15 protein-coding genes are annotated in these 17,035 nt (G+C 49.3%); all 15 read left to right on the top strand.

The window, feature by feature from the left end; all coding sequences use genetic code 11:
* A partial coding sequence (locus tag ACZM8Y_RS15020) for an SLBB domain-containing protein (protein WP_489501855.1) occupies window positions 1-319 on the top strand: 319 nt, incomplete at its 5' end.
* Window positions 320-573: 254 nt separating this feature from the next.
* On the top strand, window positions 574-1,575 hold the full coding sequence (gene pseB, locus ACZM8Y_RS15025) for a UDP-N-acetylglucosamine 4,6-dehydratase (inverting) (RefSeq protein ID WP_483972028.1): 1,002 nt from the start codon (window positions 574-576) through the stop codon (window positions 1,573-1,575).
* Between the two features lie 12 nt (window positions 1,576-1,587).
* Window positions 1,588-2,748, top strand: a complete 1,161-nt coding sequence (pseC, locus tag ACZM8Y_RS15030; protein ID WP_483972027.1) for a UDP-4-amino-4,6-dideoxy-N-acetyl-beta-L-altrosamine transaminase — start codon at window positions 1,588-1,590, stop codon at window positions 2,746-2,748.
* 2 nt (window positions 2,749-2,750) lie between these two features.
* Window positions 2,751-3,869, top strand: coding sequence for a UDP-2,4-diacetamido-2,4,6-trideoxy-beta-L-altropyranose hydrolase (pseG, locus tag ACZM8Y_RS15035; RefSeq protein ID WP_483972026.1), 1,119 nt, complete (start codon window positions 2,751-2,753; stop codon window positions 3,867-3,869).
* Window positions 3,866-4,453, top strand: coding sequence for a GNAT family N-acetyltransferase (locus ACZM8Y_RS15040; protein ID WP_483972025.1), 588 nt, complete (start codon window positions 3,866-3,868; stop codon window positions 4,451-4,453). Before pseG ends, ACZM8Y_RS15040 begins: the two co-directional genes overlap by 4 nt.
* Window positions 4,454-4,469: 16 nt before the next feature.
* The gene (locus tag ACZM8Y_RS15045) at window positions 4,470-5,168 is read left to right on the top strand and encodes an acylneuraminate cytidylyltransferase family protein (RefSeq protein WP_483972024.1); all 699 of its coding nucleotides are present in this window, start codon (window positions 4,470-4,472) and stop codon (window positions 5,166-5,168) included.
* Window positions 5,161-6,228, top strand: coding sequence for an N-acetylneuraminate synthase family protein (locus ACZM8Y_RS15050; protein ID WP_489501856.1), 1,068 nt, complete (start codon window positions 5,161-5,163; stop codon window positions 6,226-6,228). Before ACZM8Y_RS15045 ends, ACZM8Y_RS15050 begins: the two co-directional genes overlap by 8 nt.
* A gap of 63 nt (window positions 6,229-6,291) precedes the next feature.
* Window positions 6,292-7,347 (top strand): pseudaminic acid synthase, encoded by a 1,056-nt coding sequence (gene pseI / locus ACZM8Y_RS15055; protein WP_483972022.1) that lies wholly within the window; start codon window positions 6,292-6,294, stop codon window positions 7,345-7,347.
* Between the two features lie 66 nt (window positions 7,348-7,413).
* A complete protein-coding gene (locus tag ACZM8Y_RS15060) occupies window positions 7,414-11,790 on the top strand; it encodes a capsular polysaccharide export protein, LipB/KpsS family (protein ID WP_483972021.1) in 4,377 nt (1,458 codons plus the stop codon).
* On the top strand, window positions 11,781-12,518 hold the full coding sequence (locus ACZM8Y_RS15065; protein ID WP_489501857.1) for an SDR family NAD(P)-dependent oxidoreductase: 738 nt from the start codon (window positions 11,781-11,783) through the stop codon (window positions 12,516-12,518). Before ACZM8Y_RS15060 ends, ACZM8Y_RS15065 begins: the two co-directional genes overlap by 10 nt.
* Before the next feature lie 9 nt (window positions 12,519-12,527).
* Window positions 12,528-12,764 carry a hypothetical protein gene (locus tag ACZM8Y_RS15070; RefSeq protein WP_483972019.1) on the top strand — a complete coding sequence of 79 codons (237 nt, stop codon included), beginning with the start codon at window positions 12,528-12,530 and terminating at the stop codon, window positions 12,762-12,764.
* A complete protein-coding gene (locus tag ACZM8Y_RS15075; protein WP_483972018.1) occupies window positions 12,718-14,160 on the top strand; it encodes an AMP-binding protein in 1,443 nt (480 codons plus the stop codon). Before ACZM8Y_RS15070 ends, ACZM8Y_RS15075 begins: the two co-directional genes overlap by 47 nt.
* Window positions 14,153-15,241: a LuxE/PaaK family acyltransferase gene (locus ACZM8Y_RS15080; protein ID WP_483972017.1), complete on the top strand. Its 1,089-nt coding sequence runs from the start codon at window positions 14,153-14,155 to the stop codon at window positions 15,239-15,241. The genes ACZM8Y_RS15075 and ACZM8Y_RS15080 overlap by 8 nt, the downstream gene beginning before the upstream one ends.
* Entirely contained in the window at window positions 15,222-16,418 is a 1,197-nt protein-coding gene (locus ACZM8Y_RS15085; protein WP_483972016.1) for an acyl-CoA reductase, read from the top strand. The genes ACZM8Y_RS15080 and ACZM8Y_RS15085 overlap by 20 nt, the downstream gene beginning before the upstream one ends.
* A gap of 256 nt (window positions 16,419-16,674) precedes the next feature.
* On the top strand, window positions 16,675-17,035 hold a 361-nt coding region (locus tag ACZM8Y_RS15090), incomplete at its 3' end, for a capsular polysaccharide export protein, LipB/KpsS family (RefSeq protein WP_489501858.1).

The following is a 17,035-nucleotide window of genomic DNA, read 5'->3' on the forward strand; positions in this document are numbered from 1 at the left end:
CATCATCCCCAGGAAAACGGACGTGGTCCACGTCTCCGGCGAAGTGCTCATCCCCACCGCCGTGACCTGGGAAAAGGGCCTCTCCCTGAAAGGCTACCTCAACGGCGCGGGCGGCCTGTCCGATCGCGCGGATACGGACAATATCCTGATTGTCGGCCTGAACGGGGAAGTCTCCCACGCCAAGGGACAATCCATCGAACCCGGCGACCGTATTCTGGTCATGCCCAAGTTTGATTCCAAGAATCTGCAGCTGGTCAAGGACGTGACCCAGGTGCTCTACCAAATGGCCGTGGCCGTCAAGGTCGCCGTGGGGCTATAGGCTGTAGGAGGAAGTGGAGAATACGTTTTCTTCTCAAGCAAGCGGAGCTGTACTGGACAGGAAAGTCGAATCTACACAGGAAAGAAGCGCAAGCCTGCGCTGCCTGTGCAGGGCAGGAAGGAGGAGAACTTCATCCAGAAGCGTGAGCAAGTTTAAAAGAGGCGCATGCAAACGGACAGAATACGGATATAGAGTCTATCTTGTTGCCCGTAAGGACATGTTTAGTAACTTCATAAAACCATATGGGAGGGAATATGTTTAATGATAAAGTGCTACTAGTAACAGGTGGAACTGGATCATTTGGTCATATGTTTACCAAAATGACACTTGAGCGTTATCGTCCCAAAAAACTGATCATCTTTTCACGCGACGAAATGAAGCAGTGGGAAATGGCAAAAAAATTTGCAAACAATCCCTGTGTACGATTCTTTATTGGAGATGTTCGTGATGAAGATAGACTCCAATTTGCAATGCGAAATGTTGATTATGTAGTTCATGCTGCTGCTACAAAAATTGTTCCTACTGCTGAATATAACCCACAGGAATGTATAAAGACTAATGTTATAGGTGCTATGAATCTTATTCAGGCATGTGTACGCACTCAAGTAAAAAAAGTAGTTGCCCTTTCTACAGATAAAGCATGTAGCCCTGTCAATTTATATGGAGCTACAAAACTGACTTCTGATAAATTATTTAACGCTGCAAATATTCATTTTGGAGAAAATGAAACTCGCTTTGCTGTAGTTCGTTATGGAAATGTAATGGGTTCACGTGGTTCTGTTATTCCATTCTTTAAAAATCTGACGGAAAATGGATCCGAAACACTGCCCATCACAGATGAACGTATGACACGTTTCATGATCACACTTAATCAGGCTGTTGATCTTGTATGGAAGGCTTTTGCAGATATGGAGGGAGGAGAATTATATGTACGCAAGATTCCGTCCATGCGTGTCGTCGATATTGCACACTGTATCAACGAAAAGGCTCGCTTTGAATTCATCGGTATCCGCCCCGGTGAAAAACTGCATGAGCAGATGATTACTGCAGAAGATGCCATGCATACCTATGAGTATGATGAATATTACAAAATTATTCCCCCTATTCTAAACGCAGAGCGCAAACAGAAGCGTATCAAAGATGGAATCCAAGTTCCACCTGACTTCTGCTACGCAAGTAATACCAACACTGAATGGATGAGTATCGAAACACTGCGTGCCTGGCTCGCCGATATCAAGAACAACATCCTAGTCTAGCAAGAGGCTATTATGATTCCTTACGCGCGACAAGAAGTGCTACCTGAGGATATTGATGCCGTAACCAAGGTACTGAACGCAGAATTTTTGACCCAAGGACCGGTTATCCCCGCGTTTGAAAATGCCGTAAAAACCTATTGTGGAGCCAAGTATGCCGTGGCTGTCACCAGTGCGACAGCTGCCCTACATATTGCCTGTAAAGCGCTGGGGTTGAAACAGGGCGGGCTGCTCTGGACGACTCCCATTACTTTTGTGGCATCGGCAAACTGTGGATTGTACTGTGGTGCAGATGTGGATTTTGTCGATATTGATCCAATCACTTGGAACATGGATACGTCTGCTCTTGCCCATAAACTTGAACGTGCAGCACATGAAGGACGGCTTCCTGATATTGTTGTTGCTGTTCACTTTACAGGACAGAGCTGTGATATGGAAGCTATCAACAACCTATCGAATCAGTACGGATTCAAGATTATTGAAGATGCATCTCATGCCATCGGAGGTCGCTACAAAAATTCAATCATAGGCTCATGCACCTATAGTGATGTTACGGTCTTCAGTTTCCATCCCGTTAAAATCATTACCACAGGTGAAGGTGGTATGGCTTTGACCAATGATCCGGACATTGCAGCAAAGCTCCATTTGCTTCGGAGTCATGGCGTGACACGTGATCCCAAACTGATGCGACGGGACGATGGCGGCTGGTATTACGAACAGGTAGACTTGGGTTATAATTACAGAATCACCGATATTCAGGCAGCGCTGGGCCTCAGTCAGATGAAGCGCCTTGATGCCTATGTAGAGAAACGTCAGCAACTCTTTACACGTTACACGGCCTCGCTTGCCGCTCTGCCCCTGCACTTACCACACATAGCTCCCTACACCATTTCTGCTATCCATTTATACCCTATAATTATTGATAATTCTCGGACAAAACGGACACGCAGGGAGGTCTATGAGGCCATGCAGTCTGCCGGTATCAGAGTGAATGTACATTACATTCCAATACACACACAGCCGTACTATATGGACAGATTTGGTTTCAAGGCAGGCGATTTTCCCTATGCCGAACGCTATTATGCCGGTTGCCTATCCTTGCCCATGTATGCAGCCCTGACCTTTGAACAACAGGATACCGTCTGCTCTGTCCTTCAAGACATATTTGCGGAGTAACCATGGAAGCCACCGTAGCCATCAGGACAGATTATTCACCTCAAATAGGTTCGGGACACTACATGCGCTGCAGGACGCTGGCAAAAGCGCTTCAGAAGCGGGGCTGCCAAGTTACCTTCATGTTCCGGTACCTACCTGAATTCTGCCAAGAAGAATTGCGTAGGGAGGGGTTCGAGTCGTTCTCTCTGTCAACCCCATTCCTGCCGTCAGCGCCGCTGCCCAAAGACTATCATCTTCCCCGACACGCTTCCTGGCTTGGTGTCTCAAGTCTTGAAGATGCTGAAGCCTGCCGAATGGCCTGTTCTGACAGACAACCTTTTGACTGGCTGATTGTCGATCACTATTCCTTGGACATCATATGGGAAAAGGCTACAGCGTCATTACGGCGTCGTTTAATGGTCATAGATGATCTGGCAGATCGAGCACATGTCTGTGATCTGCTGGTTGATCAAAACTGTTATCGTAATGCTGAGCACCGCTATGAAAGCTCTGTTCCAGCCTCTTGTCTATGCCTACTTGGCTCACAATACGCCATCCTGCGTGAACAGTTCCGCATGGCACGGAAACGCATGATCCTACGAAAGGGGCCGGTCAGAAGGTTACTGATTTTCATGGGTAGTAGTGATTCAGGTAACTATACGCAGAAGGTGCTGAATGCACTTGCCCACCTGCGAAGCGTGCATCCTGAACACGTTGAGGTCATTGTGAGCCGCACTAATGCGCACCTTGAAAGCCTACGCGCGCAGTGTAACCGTCTGGGCTGGGATCTTATCACCGATACGCCCGATATGGCCGAACACATGTTGTTAGCCGATGCGGCCATTGGAGCAGCGGGGTCTACCAATCTGGAACGCTTTTGCATGGGTTTGCCAGCGTTCGTACTCTCGGTTGCTTATAATCAGGAACAGATGCTTGAAGACTGCAAGGCCCAAGGACTCTTGTGTGCGCATGAGAAGGACACCCCCCTGGAGGACGCACTCCTGGCCTTTCTGAAAGACGACGAACAACGCGAAGCCATTTCGAGACGCTGCATAACTACGGTGGATGGGCTGGGTGTAGACCGTATTCTTTCTGCTATGCAAAAACTTTTGCTACCCCAAAACCAGGAGCAACGCGTGTGATTTTATTCAGGGAAATTCTGAAGGAAGATGCTCAGAAGCTGCTTATGTGGCGCCTGCAACCGCGTGTGGCCGAATGGATGCTTACACAGGTAGACAATGACCTGCCCAAACAACAGGCGTGGATTGAAAGGACGCGGACTTCTGACGACACGTATCACTGGATTGTCCAAATCAAAGGAACTGACGCTGCCTATGCCAAGATTGAGAAATTTGATCCAATACAAGCTACCACTGAGATGGGATTTTATATTGGAGAAGAGCGGTATACCGCAATGACTGTAGGCATCTTACATGCGTGCTATGCGGCCTTGTTCAAGCACTTTGCGCTGAAGGCGATTCTAGGTAGCATCCTTGAGGGCAACAGTGTTTTAAGAATCCATAAATATTCGGGCTATGAACCTGACAGTGAACGCCCTTCCATCCTTGTGGACGGGAATCCACCACGGCGGCTCCTGCCCTACATCCTACGGCGCGAGGTGTTTTTGCAAAAGCACCCATGCCGGAATGTACCCGATCTACCTGTAGTCTTTTGGAAAGCCCACTCTCTGCACTCTTGCGTAGGTACAAGTGCAGAGTACAGCTAAGCGTATCGAGGCATTCATGCACTGTCTTGCCGTCATTCCCGCACGGGGGGGCTCCAAACGCCTGCCGCGCAAAAATTGTCTTCCATTCCTAGGGAAACCTCTGTTTGTGTGGTCCTGCGAGGCTGCACGTCAGAGCGGATGTTTTGAGCGAATTCTAGTATCTACTGAAGATGCAAAAATTGCAGCACTTGCCCGCGCACACGGTTTTGCTGTGGATAATCGCCCGGCAGAGCTTGCCACAGACAAGGCTGGTACAACGGATATTTGCCTTGAGCTACTTGAACGCCTTGAACAACAAGGTGAAATCTATGACATCATTGCGTTGCTCTATCCTACAGCCCCGCTCCGAAATGCTGATGATATCCGCAGCATGGTACGGCTTGTCCAACGAGAAGACACTGATTTTGTACACGCTGTGACGAGTTTTGAAGGGAATCCTTATCAAGTACTGTACCAGAACAGCAACGGCTATCTTGCGCCAGTCTGGCCGTTGCTCGTGCAAAAAAAAAGTCAGGAACTTCCCCAACCCTTTCGGGGTAATGGCAGCACCTACCTTGCAAAGACAGCTGCATTGAAAAGCGCCAGAACATTTTATGGTCCCCGCCTTAGAGGGTATCAGATGGACAGACTGCGCTCGGCTGATATTGATACGCAGGAAGATTTTGACATGCTCACAGCCTTTGCATCGATTTTAAAGGAGAATTCTCATGCGTGAGATGCAATTTGGAACACGTGTTATTGGTGATAAGCATCCTTGCTGCATTGTTCTTGAGGCAGGCCCTACCCATTACGGTCTTGAATCGGCCCTGGCTCTAGTTGACGCTGCTGCTGAATCTGGCGCCGATGCCATCAAATTTCAGATTGGTGATGCAAAACGCCTTATTCCCGATCCTAACGTCATGTTCACTTATACCTATCTTGTGAACAAAGCTACCGGCGAAACCGCAGTCTGTACGGAATCACTCCAAAAGATTCTGCTGCGCCGCCAGCTGTCAACGGATGAGTGGCGTACAGTAGCAGCACAGTGTAAAAAAAGAGGGATCACCTTCTTTGCTACAGCCTTTAATGTGGAAGATTTTGAACTGTTTCATGATATTGGAGTAGACTGTGTCAAGATATGCTCTGGGGATATCACCTATCATCATATCTTGCGCGAAGCAGCAAAGTATCCCTGGGTCGTGCAGATCGATACAGGCAGTTCAACTATTGGAGAAGTGGCTGAGGCTGTTGAAGTTCTCGAACAGGCGGGCACGAGTAAAATCATCATCAATCACTGCCCCAGTGGCTATCCTGCCAATCTGAACTCGATCCATCTGCGGGTAATCACATCGCTCAGAACGCTGTTCCCCTATCCCATTGCCTTCTCAGACCATAACCCGGGTAGCACTATGGACATCGTTGCTGTAGCTCTAGGGTGTAACATGCTTGAAAAAACGATTACACTTGATCGTACTATCCGCAGCCCAGAACACATCATGTCTTTGGAACCTCAGGAAATTTGTACCTTTATCCAGACGATACGTGATGTAGAGACAGCGCTTGGCAACCCGCGCCGCCTCAAGACGCCTGAAGAGCGCAAGGCATTCCCAGTGGGGCGCCGTTCCCTCATAGCGCGTATGGATATTCCAGAAGGGACCATCTTGACACAGGAGCATCTGGATTACGCACGGCCTGGAGATGGCTTACCTCCAAGCCTTGACACTTTGTTGATCGGTCAAAGAACGGTTTGTGCCAAGGTACGGGGAGAGCGTTTTTCGCTTTCCGATATTGTCTGATGGTACGGCTGGGACAGCCTCCAACACTTTTTCAGCACCATGAAGCATACTCAGGAGACAAAGATGCATGAGTTTCTTCTCGGCCATCTTACTGTTGGTATCAGACAACCACCAATAATCGTGGCAGAATTATCAGGAAACCACAATCATTCTCTCGAACGGGCGCTGACAATGGTCGACAAAGCCGCAGACGCCGGTGCGCAAGCCATTAAACTGCAAACCTTCACGCCAGATACCATTACGCTCAATGTTCACAGAAACGAATTCGTCATCTCCAACGAAAAAAGTCTGTGGTACGGGCGTTCGCTCTATGAGCTGTATGAGGATGCAGCCCTGCCCTGGGAATGGCATAAGCCGTTGTTTGAGCGGGCTGCAGAGCGCGGTCTGATCGCCTTTTCAACACCCTTTGATGCCACATCCGTGGACTTTCTTGAGACGCTGAACGTCCCCTGCTACAAGATCGCCTCTTTTGAAATGACCGATCTCAACCTGATCAGGAAGGTGGCCGAACAGGGAAAGCCCATGCTCATGTCTACAGGTATGGCCAGTTTGGAGGAAATTGCTGAAGCTGTGCGCACAGCACGCACACACGGCTGTCAGGATATTATCCTTCTGAAATGCACAAGTTCCTATCCTGCCAGACCAGAACAGGCAAATCTAAGCACTATCCCACATCTCCGCGATACCTTTGGTGTCCATGTGGGCCTTTCCGATCACACCATGGGAGTAGGCGTAGCAGTTGCTGGCGTGGCGCTCGGCGCTGAGCTGATTGAAAAACATTTTACGCTTAAACGATCCGATGGTGGTGTAGATTCAGCTTTTTCACTCGAACCTGAAGAGCTGGAGACATTAGTGCATGAAACGCACAATGCTTGGGCTGCCCGCGGGCGAATTTTCTACGGCCCGTCAGACGGCATGGAAGCATCAGAAAAACAGAATCGTCGTTCGTTGTACTTTGTGCGTGAGAAACATGCCGGGAGTGTGGTGGAACCAGAGGACATCCGTTCGGTGCGCCCGGGTCTGGGGCTGCCTGTAAAAGACTACGATCTGATTATTGGCAGAACCCTGAAAGAAAACGTGACGCTGGGTACTCCCACAGCCTGGCATCTTTTCGTCTGACACCCTGTTCCCACAGGATTGTTCTGCCTGCCCTGTGACGGAATTGAGACTGAGGTCTTCCTTATTATGATGAATCGCAAGCTACGCAAACTGATTCGCCATCCCAAAGCCTTTTTCAAGGACTCTCGCCTAGTACTGACCATCCGCCGGATCATGAAGCTGGGCTTTCCCCTAATCAAGGTAGGAGCCAACTGGAAAAATACCACAGCCCCGGTGGCAATCATGCTGGGGTTCCTGCCCTGGAAACGCAAGGACGCCGCAAGCTATCTCCACGAATTCAGAACCCTGTTTGCTGAAAGCAATGCACCTATCGAAGCATATGCCGACAAGATCCTTGCCTACTCGCCCTTGTGCATCATCATCTGGGGCTACAACGAGCGCTATGACGTGACGGCTTTTTCGGCCCGGCATGCCATTCCTGTGTATCGTATGGAAGATGGTTTTCTGCGGTCTGTCACACTTGGTTCAGCACATACCAGACCCTATTCTCTTGTCCTTGACAAAAGCAGTCTCTATTTCAACGCCGAAGAGCAGTCTGACCTCGAAAAGCTGCTTGCAGCGTATGATTTCAACCAGTCTCCGGAACTGCTGCAGCGAGCGGAACAGCTCATCGCCTTCCAGAAGGAATTCGGCATCAGCAAGTATAGCTTGCCCGCTGGGAAAGGGAGCAACCTTACGAAATTGGTGCCCCGGAAACGCTGCATACTGGTCATCGGACAGGTGGAGAATGACAAGTCCATCCTCTATGGTCGGGGGGAGAACTGGACCTGTACCCGGCTGATTCAGCTCGCCTGTGAGGAAAATCCGGACTGCGAAATTCTCTACAGGCCGCATCCGGATGTGACACACGGCATGAGAACAGACAATGTTCGCTTGGGCAGTCTGCCTTCCCGGTGCAGGATCGTTGATCGCGATGAACCACTGGCAGAACTGTTCGCTCTGGTTGAACGTGTCTATGTTATTACATCTCTTTCCGGCTTTGAAGCGCTCCTTCACGGTCTGCCCGTCACAACCGTGGGTCTGCCGTTTTATGCAGGCTGGGGACTCACAGATGATCGCTTCCCTGACCATCAGCGCAACCGCACACTGACACTGGCAGAGCTCTATGCCGCAGCCTACCTTCTGTATCCCCGATATATCCTGAACCTCCAGAACAGCTTGGATGGCTGTCAGAAGACTCTGTTCAAACTGTGTGAAGAAAAAAACGGCATAAAACTGCTCGGTACCAACTGGGAAAACGGCAGGAAACCAGTAGCACTCCTGTATGGTGTTGGCCCTCAGGCAAGCCAGCTTCTGACTGAATCCCTTGCCGGATACCGGGTGGCCCGGCTTCGCGAGAAAGATATGGATCTCATCCGTATCTGCCGCACCATGAAAGTCAGGACACTTTTTGTCGGAACCATGCCGCTATCTGAAGAGATCCTCCGTCAGGCCAGACAGGAACACATTGAGCTTGTTGCTGTCACCAGAGGACTTGATTGTACAGGCACCGCCCCCAGTACCGGTTGCCCCGAATCCTTGGTGCTGGAGCCCTTTCCTCAAGAAATTCCGGAAGCCTTTGGCCAGAATTTTGACAGGCTGACAGAAATCTTAGGAGAATTCCCTGTTGCTGAGTATACCGGGCAGATCGCCAGCATGAAAATGCTCCTTCCGCTCAATCGCCTCATTGCCCGTAGTCTTGACCAGCTTGCCAACAGCAAGCCGTCTCAAGGCATCATCCCATTAAGAACAGGTCAGGGAGAGCGCATACTTGTTCTGGCAAAATCCGCTGATGATGCTCACACTCTAGGAAGCCTTGCCCGTCAGGAACATCCCGATGGGGAACTCTTTATCATTCTGGAAGACAAGGGCTCACCCACCCATACCTTACCCCCTGACTGGCATGTATTGCCAGACACTGCCCTGCAACGGACACTGGATTTTGTCGACTGCGTGTACACCAAAGATTCACTGTATGCGCTTGAGGCGTTACGGTGTGATTTACCTGTGATTGTAAGCGGCAAGCCTTTTTATGCGGGTTGGGGCTTCACGGATGATCGCCAGCCAATTGAGCGCCCGCGAAAGCTCAGCCGTGAAGCATTCTTTTATGCCGTATTTGTACTCTATCCCCGTTATATCAGCAGTCCAAAGAACTCATTGACAGGCTTTTTCAGCACGAGTCTGAAGAAATCGTTTAAACAGCTTGGCAAGAAACTTGATAAACAACCCTTTGGAATCACAATTGATAAAGGAAATGAGGTAAAACCGGCCAAAGATGTGCAGCTCAAAGCACTCATTAAGGATCTTGGCAAACTTTGCCAGACACCTGGCTGGTACATGGTGATGATCTGCCTGCTTTGGAGTTTTGGAAAGAAAAATGAACAGGCACAGCTCCTGAACTGGGCTGAAACACAGCTTCCAGCAGACGTTTTGCCAGTTCTTTTGCAACTCCTGGCACAAACGGAGCAGGATGTTAATATCCGCTGGCGACTGGTTCGCTCATATGCCCGGGCAGGGCGTTCCAAGGAAGCCCGATTGCTGCTTGATGAACTCCAGGGCCGGATACCAGAAAACACCAATGAGAAAAAGCCGGTATGTTCTTCTGCAACGGCGTTTCAGCTTGCCCGTATCCACAAGGAGAATCATGATGCAGAGCAGAGCCGGCAACAGTACCTGCTTGCCTTGGCAGGAGGTAAGACATCTCTGGCCACACTTGAAGAGCTTGCCGATATCCTTGCTGAATGTATGGATTTTGAAAGTTCTGCCGCACTAGACAGGCTGCTGTATTCACTGGCAGTACAGAAGAAATCTGTTGCCCTTGCATCTCGTTCCCTTGTCGGTCTGACAGTGAGCAATGCCCGCGCGGGGAACAGAGAGGAAGCACTGCTCTGGCTCGCGTTGCTGAGCAGCAGGAGCATGAGTGAGGCCATGCGCGCTGTTGACGTGACCCAGACCTTCTGGGTGCGTCAATTTCCGGGAGTCAGCATCTATACCTGTATCCGGGCATGGGCCAATGACACGGGAACGCTTGAGCAACGAGTCAAGATCCGTATGTTTGCTTCAGAATTTGACGAGGCTATCCATCTTATGGATTCCAATATTCAGAAGGTTTCTGACAGTATTCAGCTTTCTTTGCTTTACGCGCGAATCAAGTTTTTCCTTGGCGAATACGATGAGGCAGAACATTCTTATTCCTATATCGTGCGCAGGTTTGGGCTTTCACCATCAACCTGTTACAACTATCTGTATTTCTGCCTGCATACGGGACGTTACGACAAACTTGGTGAGATGATGGAGCGTTGCAGGAGGATGAACTTTGCCAACAAAACGTATTTCCAGACATGCCTGAAAATGAATCATCGTGATATCGGGGGAAATTTCCCCGACTTGTGCGACCTGGATCGCCACAATGAAATGCGGCATCTGCTTGGTGACAAATGCGTACGTTCCTTGGATGAGCTTCGCGAGGGCGAACGTCTCCTCGTGGTGGCCTGTTCCGGTGTTGGCGACGAAATTGGCAATGCTATTTTCTATCAGCGTATTGTTGAACGGTGCTGCGGTCAGACCACGTTCACTTGTGATCCGCGCCTCTACAGCTTCTTTGCCCGCTCACTTCCCCATATTCACCTAGAACCGGTGTACAGACTGCGCCACCTCACCGACCTAGAATCCTCTTCCGGAGAGTTTACGGATTTGCCGTCTTCTGCCTTTGTCTCCATGTTCGACAACCATGGTTACGCACTGTTCAAGAAAGCAGACAAGGTCATTCTCGATTTTGATGCGGTTCGTAGCGTGATAAGAGGCTATGAGGATTTGTCCGGTCTTGCACGCATGAAAGCCGACGAAAATCTTGTGCGCCAGTATCAAGCACAACTGCCGGATGACGGCAAACTCAATGTTGGCCTCTGCTGGAGGAGTGCGCTCAAACGCTATTCCCGCGCAAGAAACTACTGCGACATTGAAGAATTTGCTCCTCTCCTCCAAAGAAACGATGTGCGCTTTGTGATCCTGCAATATGATGGAGTTTCCCCCCATGAGGCAGCATGGCTGGAAAAGGAATTTCCGGGTAAAACGATGTCGTTTGAATGCCTTGATATGTTCAAGGAACTTGATGGACTTGCCGCTGCCATCTCGTCCCTTGATCTGATCATCTCCCCTGCCGTCAATATTCGTCAATTCTCCGGATGTATGGGGATTCCTACATCTTTTCTGGTGTCGGGAACCAGTCTTGAGTGGCGCAAGGCAGAACAGGACGATCATGATGTGATCTATCCCCACACAGTGCACAGGCGAATTGAGAAAAGCGAGGACATGATTACCTATCTTCAGCAGGATATTGATAACGCACTGAAGAGAAAGGGTTCAGGAGCAGTCAGGCGTCTTCCAGAAACCGACCATGCGTCATCGCATAGCCTGGCGCCCCTACCTGCACGTTGTACAAAAGGAGCTTGCCCATGTTGCTGACAGGAAAAACAGCGTTGGTCACCGGAGCTTCCCGGGGCATTGGTAGAGCCATTGCGACATTGTTCGCTTCTGAAGGAGCTCTTGTCTATGCCAATGCAAGAACGGTTGGCTCTCTGGATGCCGTTTCAGACGAATACAGGGAGCGCCATCTGACATTCCGTCCGCTCTATTTTGATGTCTGTGACACGGCTGCCATCAGGACAACCCTGATGACAATAAAAAAAGAAACAGGAAAACTCGACATTCTGGTCAACAACGCAGGAATCATGTCTAGTTCACTGCTAGGCATGACCTCCAAGAAAAGTGCTCAAGAGCTCTTTGACGTCAATGTCTTTGCTCCTCTTGAGCTTATGCAGATGGCAAGCAAGCTGATGCTACACCAGAAAAGTGGCAGCATCATCAATCTGTCCAGTATAGTTGGTGAAAGGGGCAATGCAGGGCAGGCTGCCTATGCCGCTTCAAAGGGAGCTGTTAGTGCGTTGACCAAAAGTGTATCGCACGAACTTGCCCCACATGGTATTCGCGTCAATGCCGTGGCTCCCGGCTATATTGATACAGATCTTTTTAATGCGGAGAAACAGGAGATACGCGAACAGGTACTGTCAAGAGTGAAATTGGGCCGCATCGGTACACCAATGGATGTGGCAAGGGTATGCCTTTTTCTGGCCTCGGATCTTTCCGACTATGTTTCTGGACAAATCATCGGTGTTGACGGTGACATTCAATGAGAGGATCACATGACTAATCTTGAAAAATACAATGATGTTTTTTGTAAAGTCTTGAATATCACAGAGAGCAAGCTGGCAGGACTGACCTACCGATCAATAAATGAATGGGACTCTGTAGGACATATGAGCTTGATCGCCGGTCTGGAAAGTACTTTTGATATCATGTTTGATACAGAGGATATTCTGGATTTTAATTCATATGAACATGGAAAAGAAATTCTGGAGAAATATGATGTTCTCTTTTGAGCGATTTTCCACATCTCCAGCATTGTTCTGTGATGATGGTAGGACAATAAGCTATGCAGAACTGAGCAGGGAAATTCAGCGTCTGTCATCTACCATACCAGAACGTTGCCTGATCTTTTGTCTGTGTCGCAATAGTGCTGGTTCAGTATTGGGTTATACGACCTGCCTTAACCATGGGCTGGTCCCGCTTTTGCTGGCAGAAGAACTTGATCCTGCGCTGCTTGATACGCTGCTGCGCGTTTATAAACCGGCATTTTTGTGGGTGCCGGACGAGAAGGCAGTTCGTTTTGCAGACATGAACCCGCGTCACCATGTCTGGGGATATACATTGCTGGAAACCGGTTATGGTGAAGGCTATCCACTGCATGACGATCTTTGTCTACTGCTCACCACCTCCGGCTCAACGGGCAGCCCTAAACTAGTCCGACATACACGTGAGAACCTGCGTTCCAATATACGCTCAATTATTGATTACCTAGCTATCACCCCAGCAGAGCGTCCCATTACCACGCTGCCCATGCATTACACCTATGGGCTGTCTGTACTCAATATTCATCTTGCCGTTGGTGCCACCATCATTCTAACGGAACATACTGTGATGCAGAAGACTTTCTGGGAACGTTTCAAGGCGTGTGAGGCTACATCCATAGCGGGCGTACCCTATACGTATGCAATGCTCAAACGTCTGGGTTTCTTCCGTATGGACCTGCCCAGTCTGCGGAGTCTCAACCAAGCAGGAGGTAAGCTCCCGCCGGATCTCCAAGATGAATTCATTGCTTGGGCTGAAAAAAACGGACGAACATTTTATGTGATGTACGGTCAGACAGAAGCTTCTCCGCGCATGGGATATCTTCCATGGGAAAAGGCACGAGAAAAATATGGCTGCATGGGTATTGCCATCCCCGGAGGTAGCTTTTCTCTCATTGACACTAATGGAACTGTCATTAGCACACCGGGGGTAATAGGGGAACTTATCTATAAAGGCCCCAATGTGACGCCGGGTTATGCTGAATGTGGTGAAGATCTAGGTCATGGCGATGAGCGGCATGGTGTTCTCCATACCGGTGATATGGCCAAATTTGATGCCGATGGTTTTTTCACGGTAGTGGGCCGGAAAAAACGATTTTTAAAAATTTTCGGCAACAGGGTTAATCTTGACGAGATTGAATGCCTACTCCGCGAAGCGTTTCCTGCAATAGACTCTGCCTGTGCTGGAGTAGATGATCTGATGTATGTGTTCATCACAGATGCCACTCTCGGCGAAACCGTAAAAAAATTTCTCACTGACAAAACACGGCTCCACCACAGTGCCTTCCGACTTATCCCTATTGAGGCCATTCCCCAAAATACTTCTGGTAAGACACTGTACCAAGCCCTTGAGACATACTATGCATAATTTGAATGATGTTTTCAATCTGCCTCCCTTTGGAGTAAACGCCAAGACAAAGCAGGCAATGCTCAGTAGTCATCTGTGGAATCTCACGCGGCAACACTATGAAACCTGTACGGTATACCAGGGCATCCTAGACGCTCTCGGCGTGTCTCCTGACGATCATGCACAAGACTGTGAGTGTGTGCCTTTTCTACCGGTAAGCCTCTTCAAGAAATTGGAACTCAAGAGTATTCCACAAGATGACGTTGTTAAGATCCTAACATCGTCTGGCACAACCGGTCAGGCCGTTTCGCGTATTTTTCTAGACAAACACACAGCTACGAACCAGCAAAAAGCCCTAGCGGCCACGTTCAAAGCATTTACCGGGGCATCCAGAATGCCCATGCTCATTCTGGACACCCCTTCCGTACTGAAAAATCGATACATGTTTTCAGCGCGTGGAGCCGGGATTTTGGGCTTTTCGTTGTTTGGTATGGACAGAACCTATGCCCTCAATGAAACGATGGAACTGGATTTCCCCGCTATTGAATCCTTTTTGGAACGCCATGAGGGGCAACGTATTCTGCTTTTTGGTTTCACATTTATGATCTGGCAGCATGTTTACAAGGCACTGCAAAACGCACACCGCCGACTCGACTTCTCAAATGGACTGCTCATTCATGGAGGTGGTTGGAAAAAACTCGCAACTGAATCACTTGATCCTGCGGGCTTTAAGCAGGCTCTCTATGATGTCAGTGGTCTCCGATCTGTTCATGATTACTACGGGATGGTGGAACAGACCGGCTGCATTGCCCTAGAATGCGAATATGGTCATCTACATACGTCCATATTTGCCGATATTATCATGCGTCGTCCACGCGATCTGTCTGTCTGCTCGCCAGGTGAAAGGGGAATTGTACAAACGCTCTCGATTCTGCCTGAGTCCTATCCGGGACATTCGCTGCTTACAGAAGATGAAGGGACTTTGCTTGGTGAAGATGACTGCCCCTGCGGTCGTTTTGGCAAGTACTTCATCATCCATGGACGATTGAAAAACGCTGAAATTCGAGGTTGTAGTGATACCTATGCCGCAAGTTATGCCTGATCGTGAGAAATTGAGCTATGTCATTGGGTCAGATACCATTGTGAACGCCATGCCGTACCTGCCAGCGCGCGTTCCCTTTGACGATCTTGTTCTGGATTTTCTACAAGCCCTGTCAGAACAGTTGCTGCGCGATACCGCACGCTATCCCGATGTGGCAACATTTGCTTTCTGGTGTCGCCGGGCAGCTCTGGAAAAAGAAAAAGCAGCCTATGGCAACCGGGGAATCCGTCTTGGTCGGGGCGTCATTTTTCATAGCACGCCTTCCAACGTGCCAGTCAACTTTGCCTTCAGCTTTGTTGCTGGTCTACTTGCTGGAAACGCCAATATTATTCGTCTTCCAGCCAAGGCATTTCCCCAGGTAGAGTGTATCTGTAAGGTCATTGCAGCCCTTTTGCGTGATACATTTCGTGAGCTTGTCCCTTATGTATGTATGGTGCGTTATGCTGGATCACCACTTCTGAACGATTGGTTCTCAGCACACTGTGATGTCCGTATTGTCTGGGGCGGCGATGACACGGTAACAAGGATACGCCGTTCACCGCTTCCCCCACGCTCAACAGAAATTCCCTTTGCCGATCGCGTATCCTTTCTTGTGATCCAGGCGGATGCATATCTCAAGACCCCGGACAAGCGGGCTCTAGCTCTGCATTTTTATAACGATACCTTCCTATCCGACCAAAATGCCTGTACATCGCCATTTCTTGTAGTTTGGTTGGGGAATCAGAAGGCCCAGGCCCGAAACATTTTCTGGCATGAAGCGCGGGAAGCCGCAGCACTTTATGCGCTTACGCCTGTACAGACTGTAGGAAAACTGGACTCCCTTTGCATGGTGGCTGCCCAACGACATGCCCGCCTTGAACCAGAACAAGACTGGCTGATAACGCGGGTTCTTGTTGACGAGTTAGATGCAGGACTTCTTGATCTTAAATATCACAGCGGCTTTTTCTTTGAGTATGAAGCAGAAAGACTGGAAGCTATCTTGCCTCTCTGTACTCGACGTTGCCAGACCATCACATACTGGGGACTGGACAAGACTGAACTAGAAAATTTTGTGACTCGCTGCCGCCCAGCAGGCGTAGATCGCATTGTTCCTATGGGCCATTCCATGGATTTTTCCCTTGTCTGGGATGGTATTGATCTTATTGATGCTCTATCACGTGCAGTAACGGTATCGTAAATCTGTTCTGTTCCCTTTCAGGAATACTGTTCCTATAATCCTGTTTCCCTTGTTTTTCACGGCGAACGCAATTCCAACTATCAATGCTCACAGGAGTTCCCAAATTAGGAACTCCTGTCTGTGCCAGTTTCTTGAAGATTGGCCTAGCTGCATCAAAAAACGTAAGGTTTCTGCAAAACTCAGCCAAAGCATCTGCTCTTCCGGACAGATTGAAATAGAGTATGCCCTGATGTACCGAAAATGCAGGTACTGACTTATGACACATAATAAAACCAATTTGACGACTGAAAACACTGATCACCATCTTCTGCCCCACTCATGGAAACTTTATCGTTTGACAAACCTGTCTACCTTTCTCGGTAGTTCCATACATTGGGTTTCAGTCCACCGTAACGGATCCTTTTCTTGTGTCCTCGGCTGGGGCCACAAGCCCACAGCGGACAAGGCCCGTCGCTATGCCGCTCAACATAACCTCCCTTACATCGCGCTTGAGGACGGCTTCCTGCGCTCCCTTGACCTTGGCTGCAAGGGGGCGCAGCCGCTCTCTCTGGTCGTGGATCATACGGGCATCTATTACGATGCCGGAGAACCATCCGATCTGGAGGATCTTCTCAATG

It is taken from the genome of Bilophila sp., assembly GCF_057864385.1.

Bases quoted from the DNA above. Each gene is read 5' to 3' on its own strand.
- pseB (WP_483972028.1), top strand. From the start codon at position 574: ATGTTTAATGATAAAGTGCTACTAGTAACAGGTGGAACTGGATCATTT.
- pseC (WP_483972027.1), top strand. From the start codon at position 1,588: ATGATTCCTTACGCGCGACAAGAAGTGCTACCTGAGGATATTGATGCC.
- pseG (WP_483972026.1), top strand. From the start codon at position 2,751: ATGGAAGCCACCGTAGCCATCAGGACAGATTATTCACCTCAAATAGGT.
- ACZM8Y_RS15045 (WP_483972024.1), top strand. From the start codon at position 4,470: ATGCACTGTCTTGCCGTCATTCCCGCACGGGGGGGCTCCAAACGCCTG.
- ACZM8Y_RS15050 (WP_489501856.1), top strand. From the start codon at position 5,161: ATGCGTGAGATGCAATTTGGAACACGTGTTATTGGTGATAAGCATCCT.
- pseI (WP_483972022.1), top strand. From the start codon at position 6,292: ATGCATGAGTTTCTTCTCGGCCATCTTACTGTTGGTATCAGACAACCA.
- ACZM8Y_RS15060 (WP_483972021.1), top strand. From the start codon at position 7,414: ATGATGAATCGCAAGCTACGCAAACTGATTCGCCATCCCAAAGCCTTT.
- ACZM8Y_RS15065 (WP_489501857.1), top strand. From the start codon at position 11,781: ATGTTGCTGACAGGAAAAACAGCGTTGGTCACCGGAGCTTCCCGGGGC.
- ACZM8Y_RS15070 (WP_483972019.1), top strand. From the start codon at position 12,528: ATGACTAATCTTGAAAAATACAATGATGTTTTTTGTAAAGTCTTGAAT.
- ACZM8Y_RS15075 (WP_483972018.1), top strand. From the start codon at position 12,718: ATGAACATGGAAAAGAAATTCTGGAGAAATATGATGTTCTCTTTTGAG.
- ACZM8Y_RS15080 (WP_483972017.1), top strand. From the start codon at position 14,153: ATGCATAATTTGAATGATGTTTTCAATCTGCCTCCCTTTGGAGTAAAC.
- ACZM8Y_RS15085 (WP_483972016.1), top strand. From the start codon at position 15,222: ATGCCGCAAGTTATGCCTGATCGTGAGAAATTGAGCTATGTCATTGGG.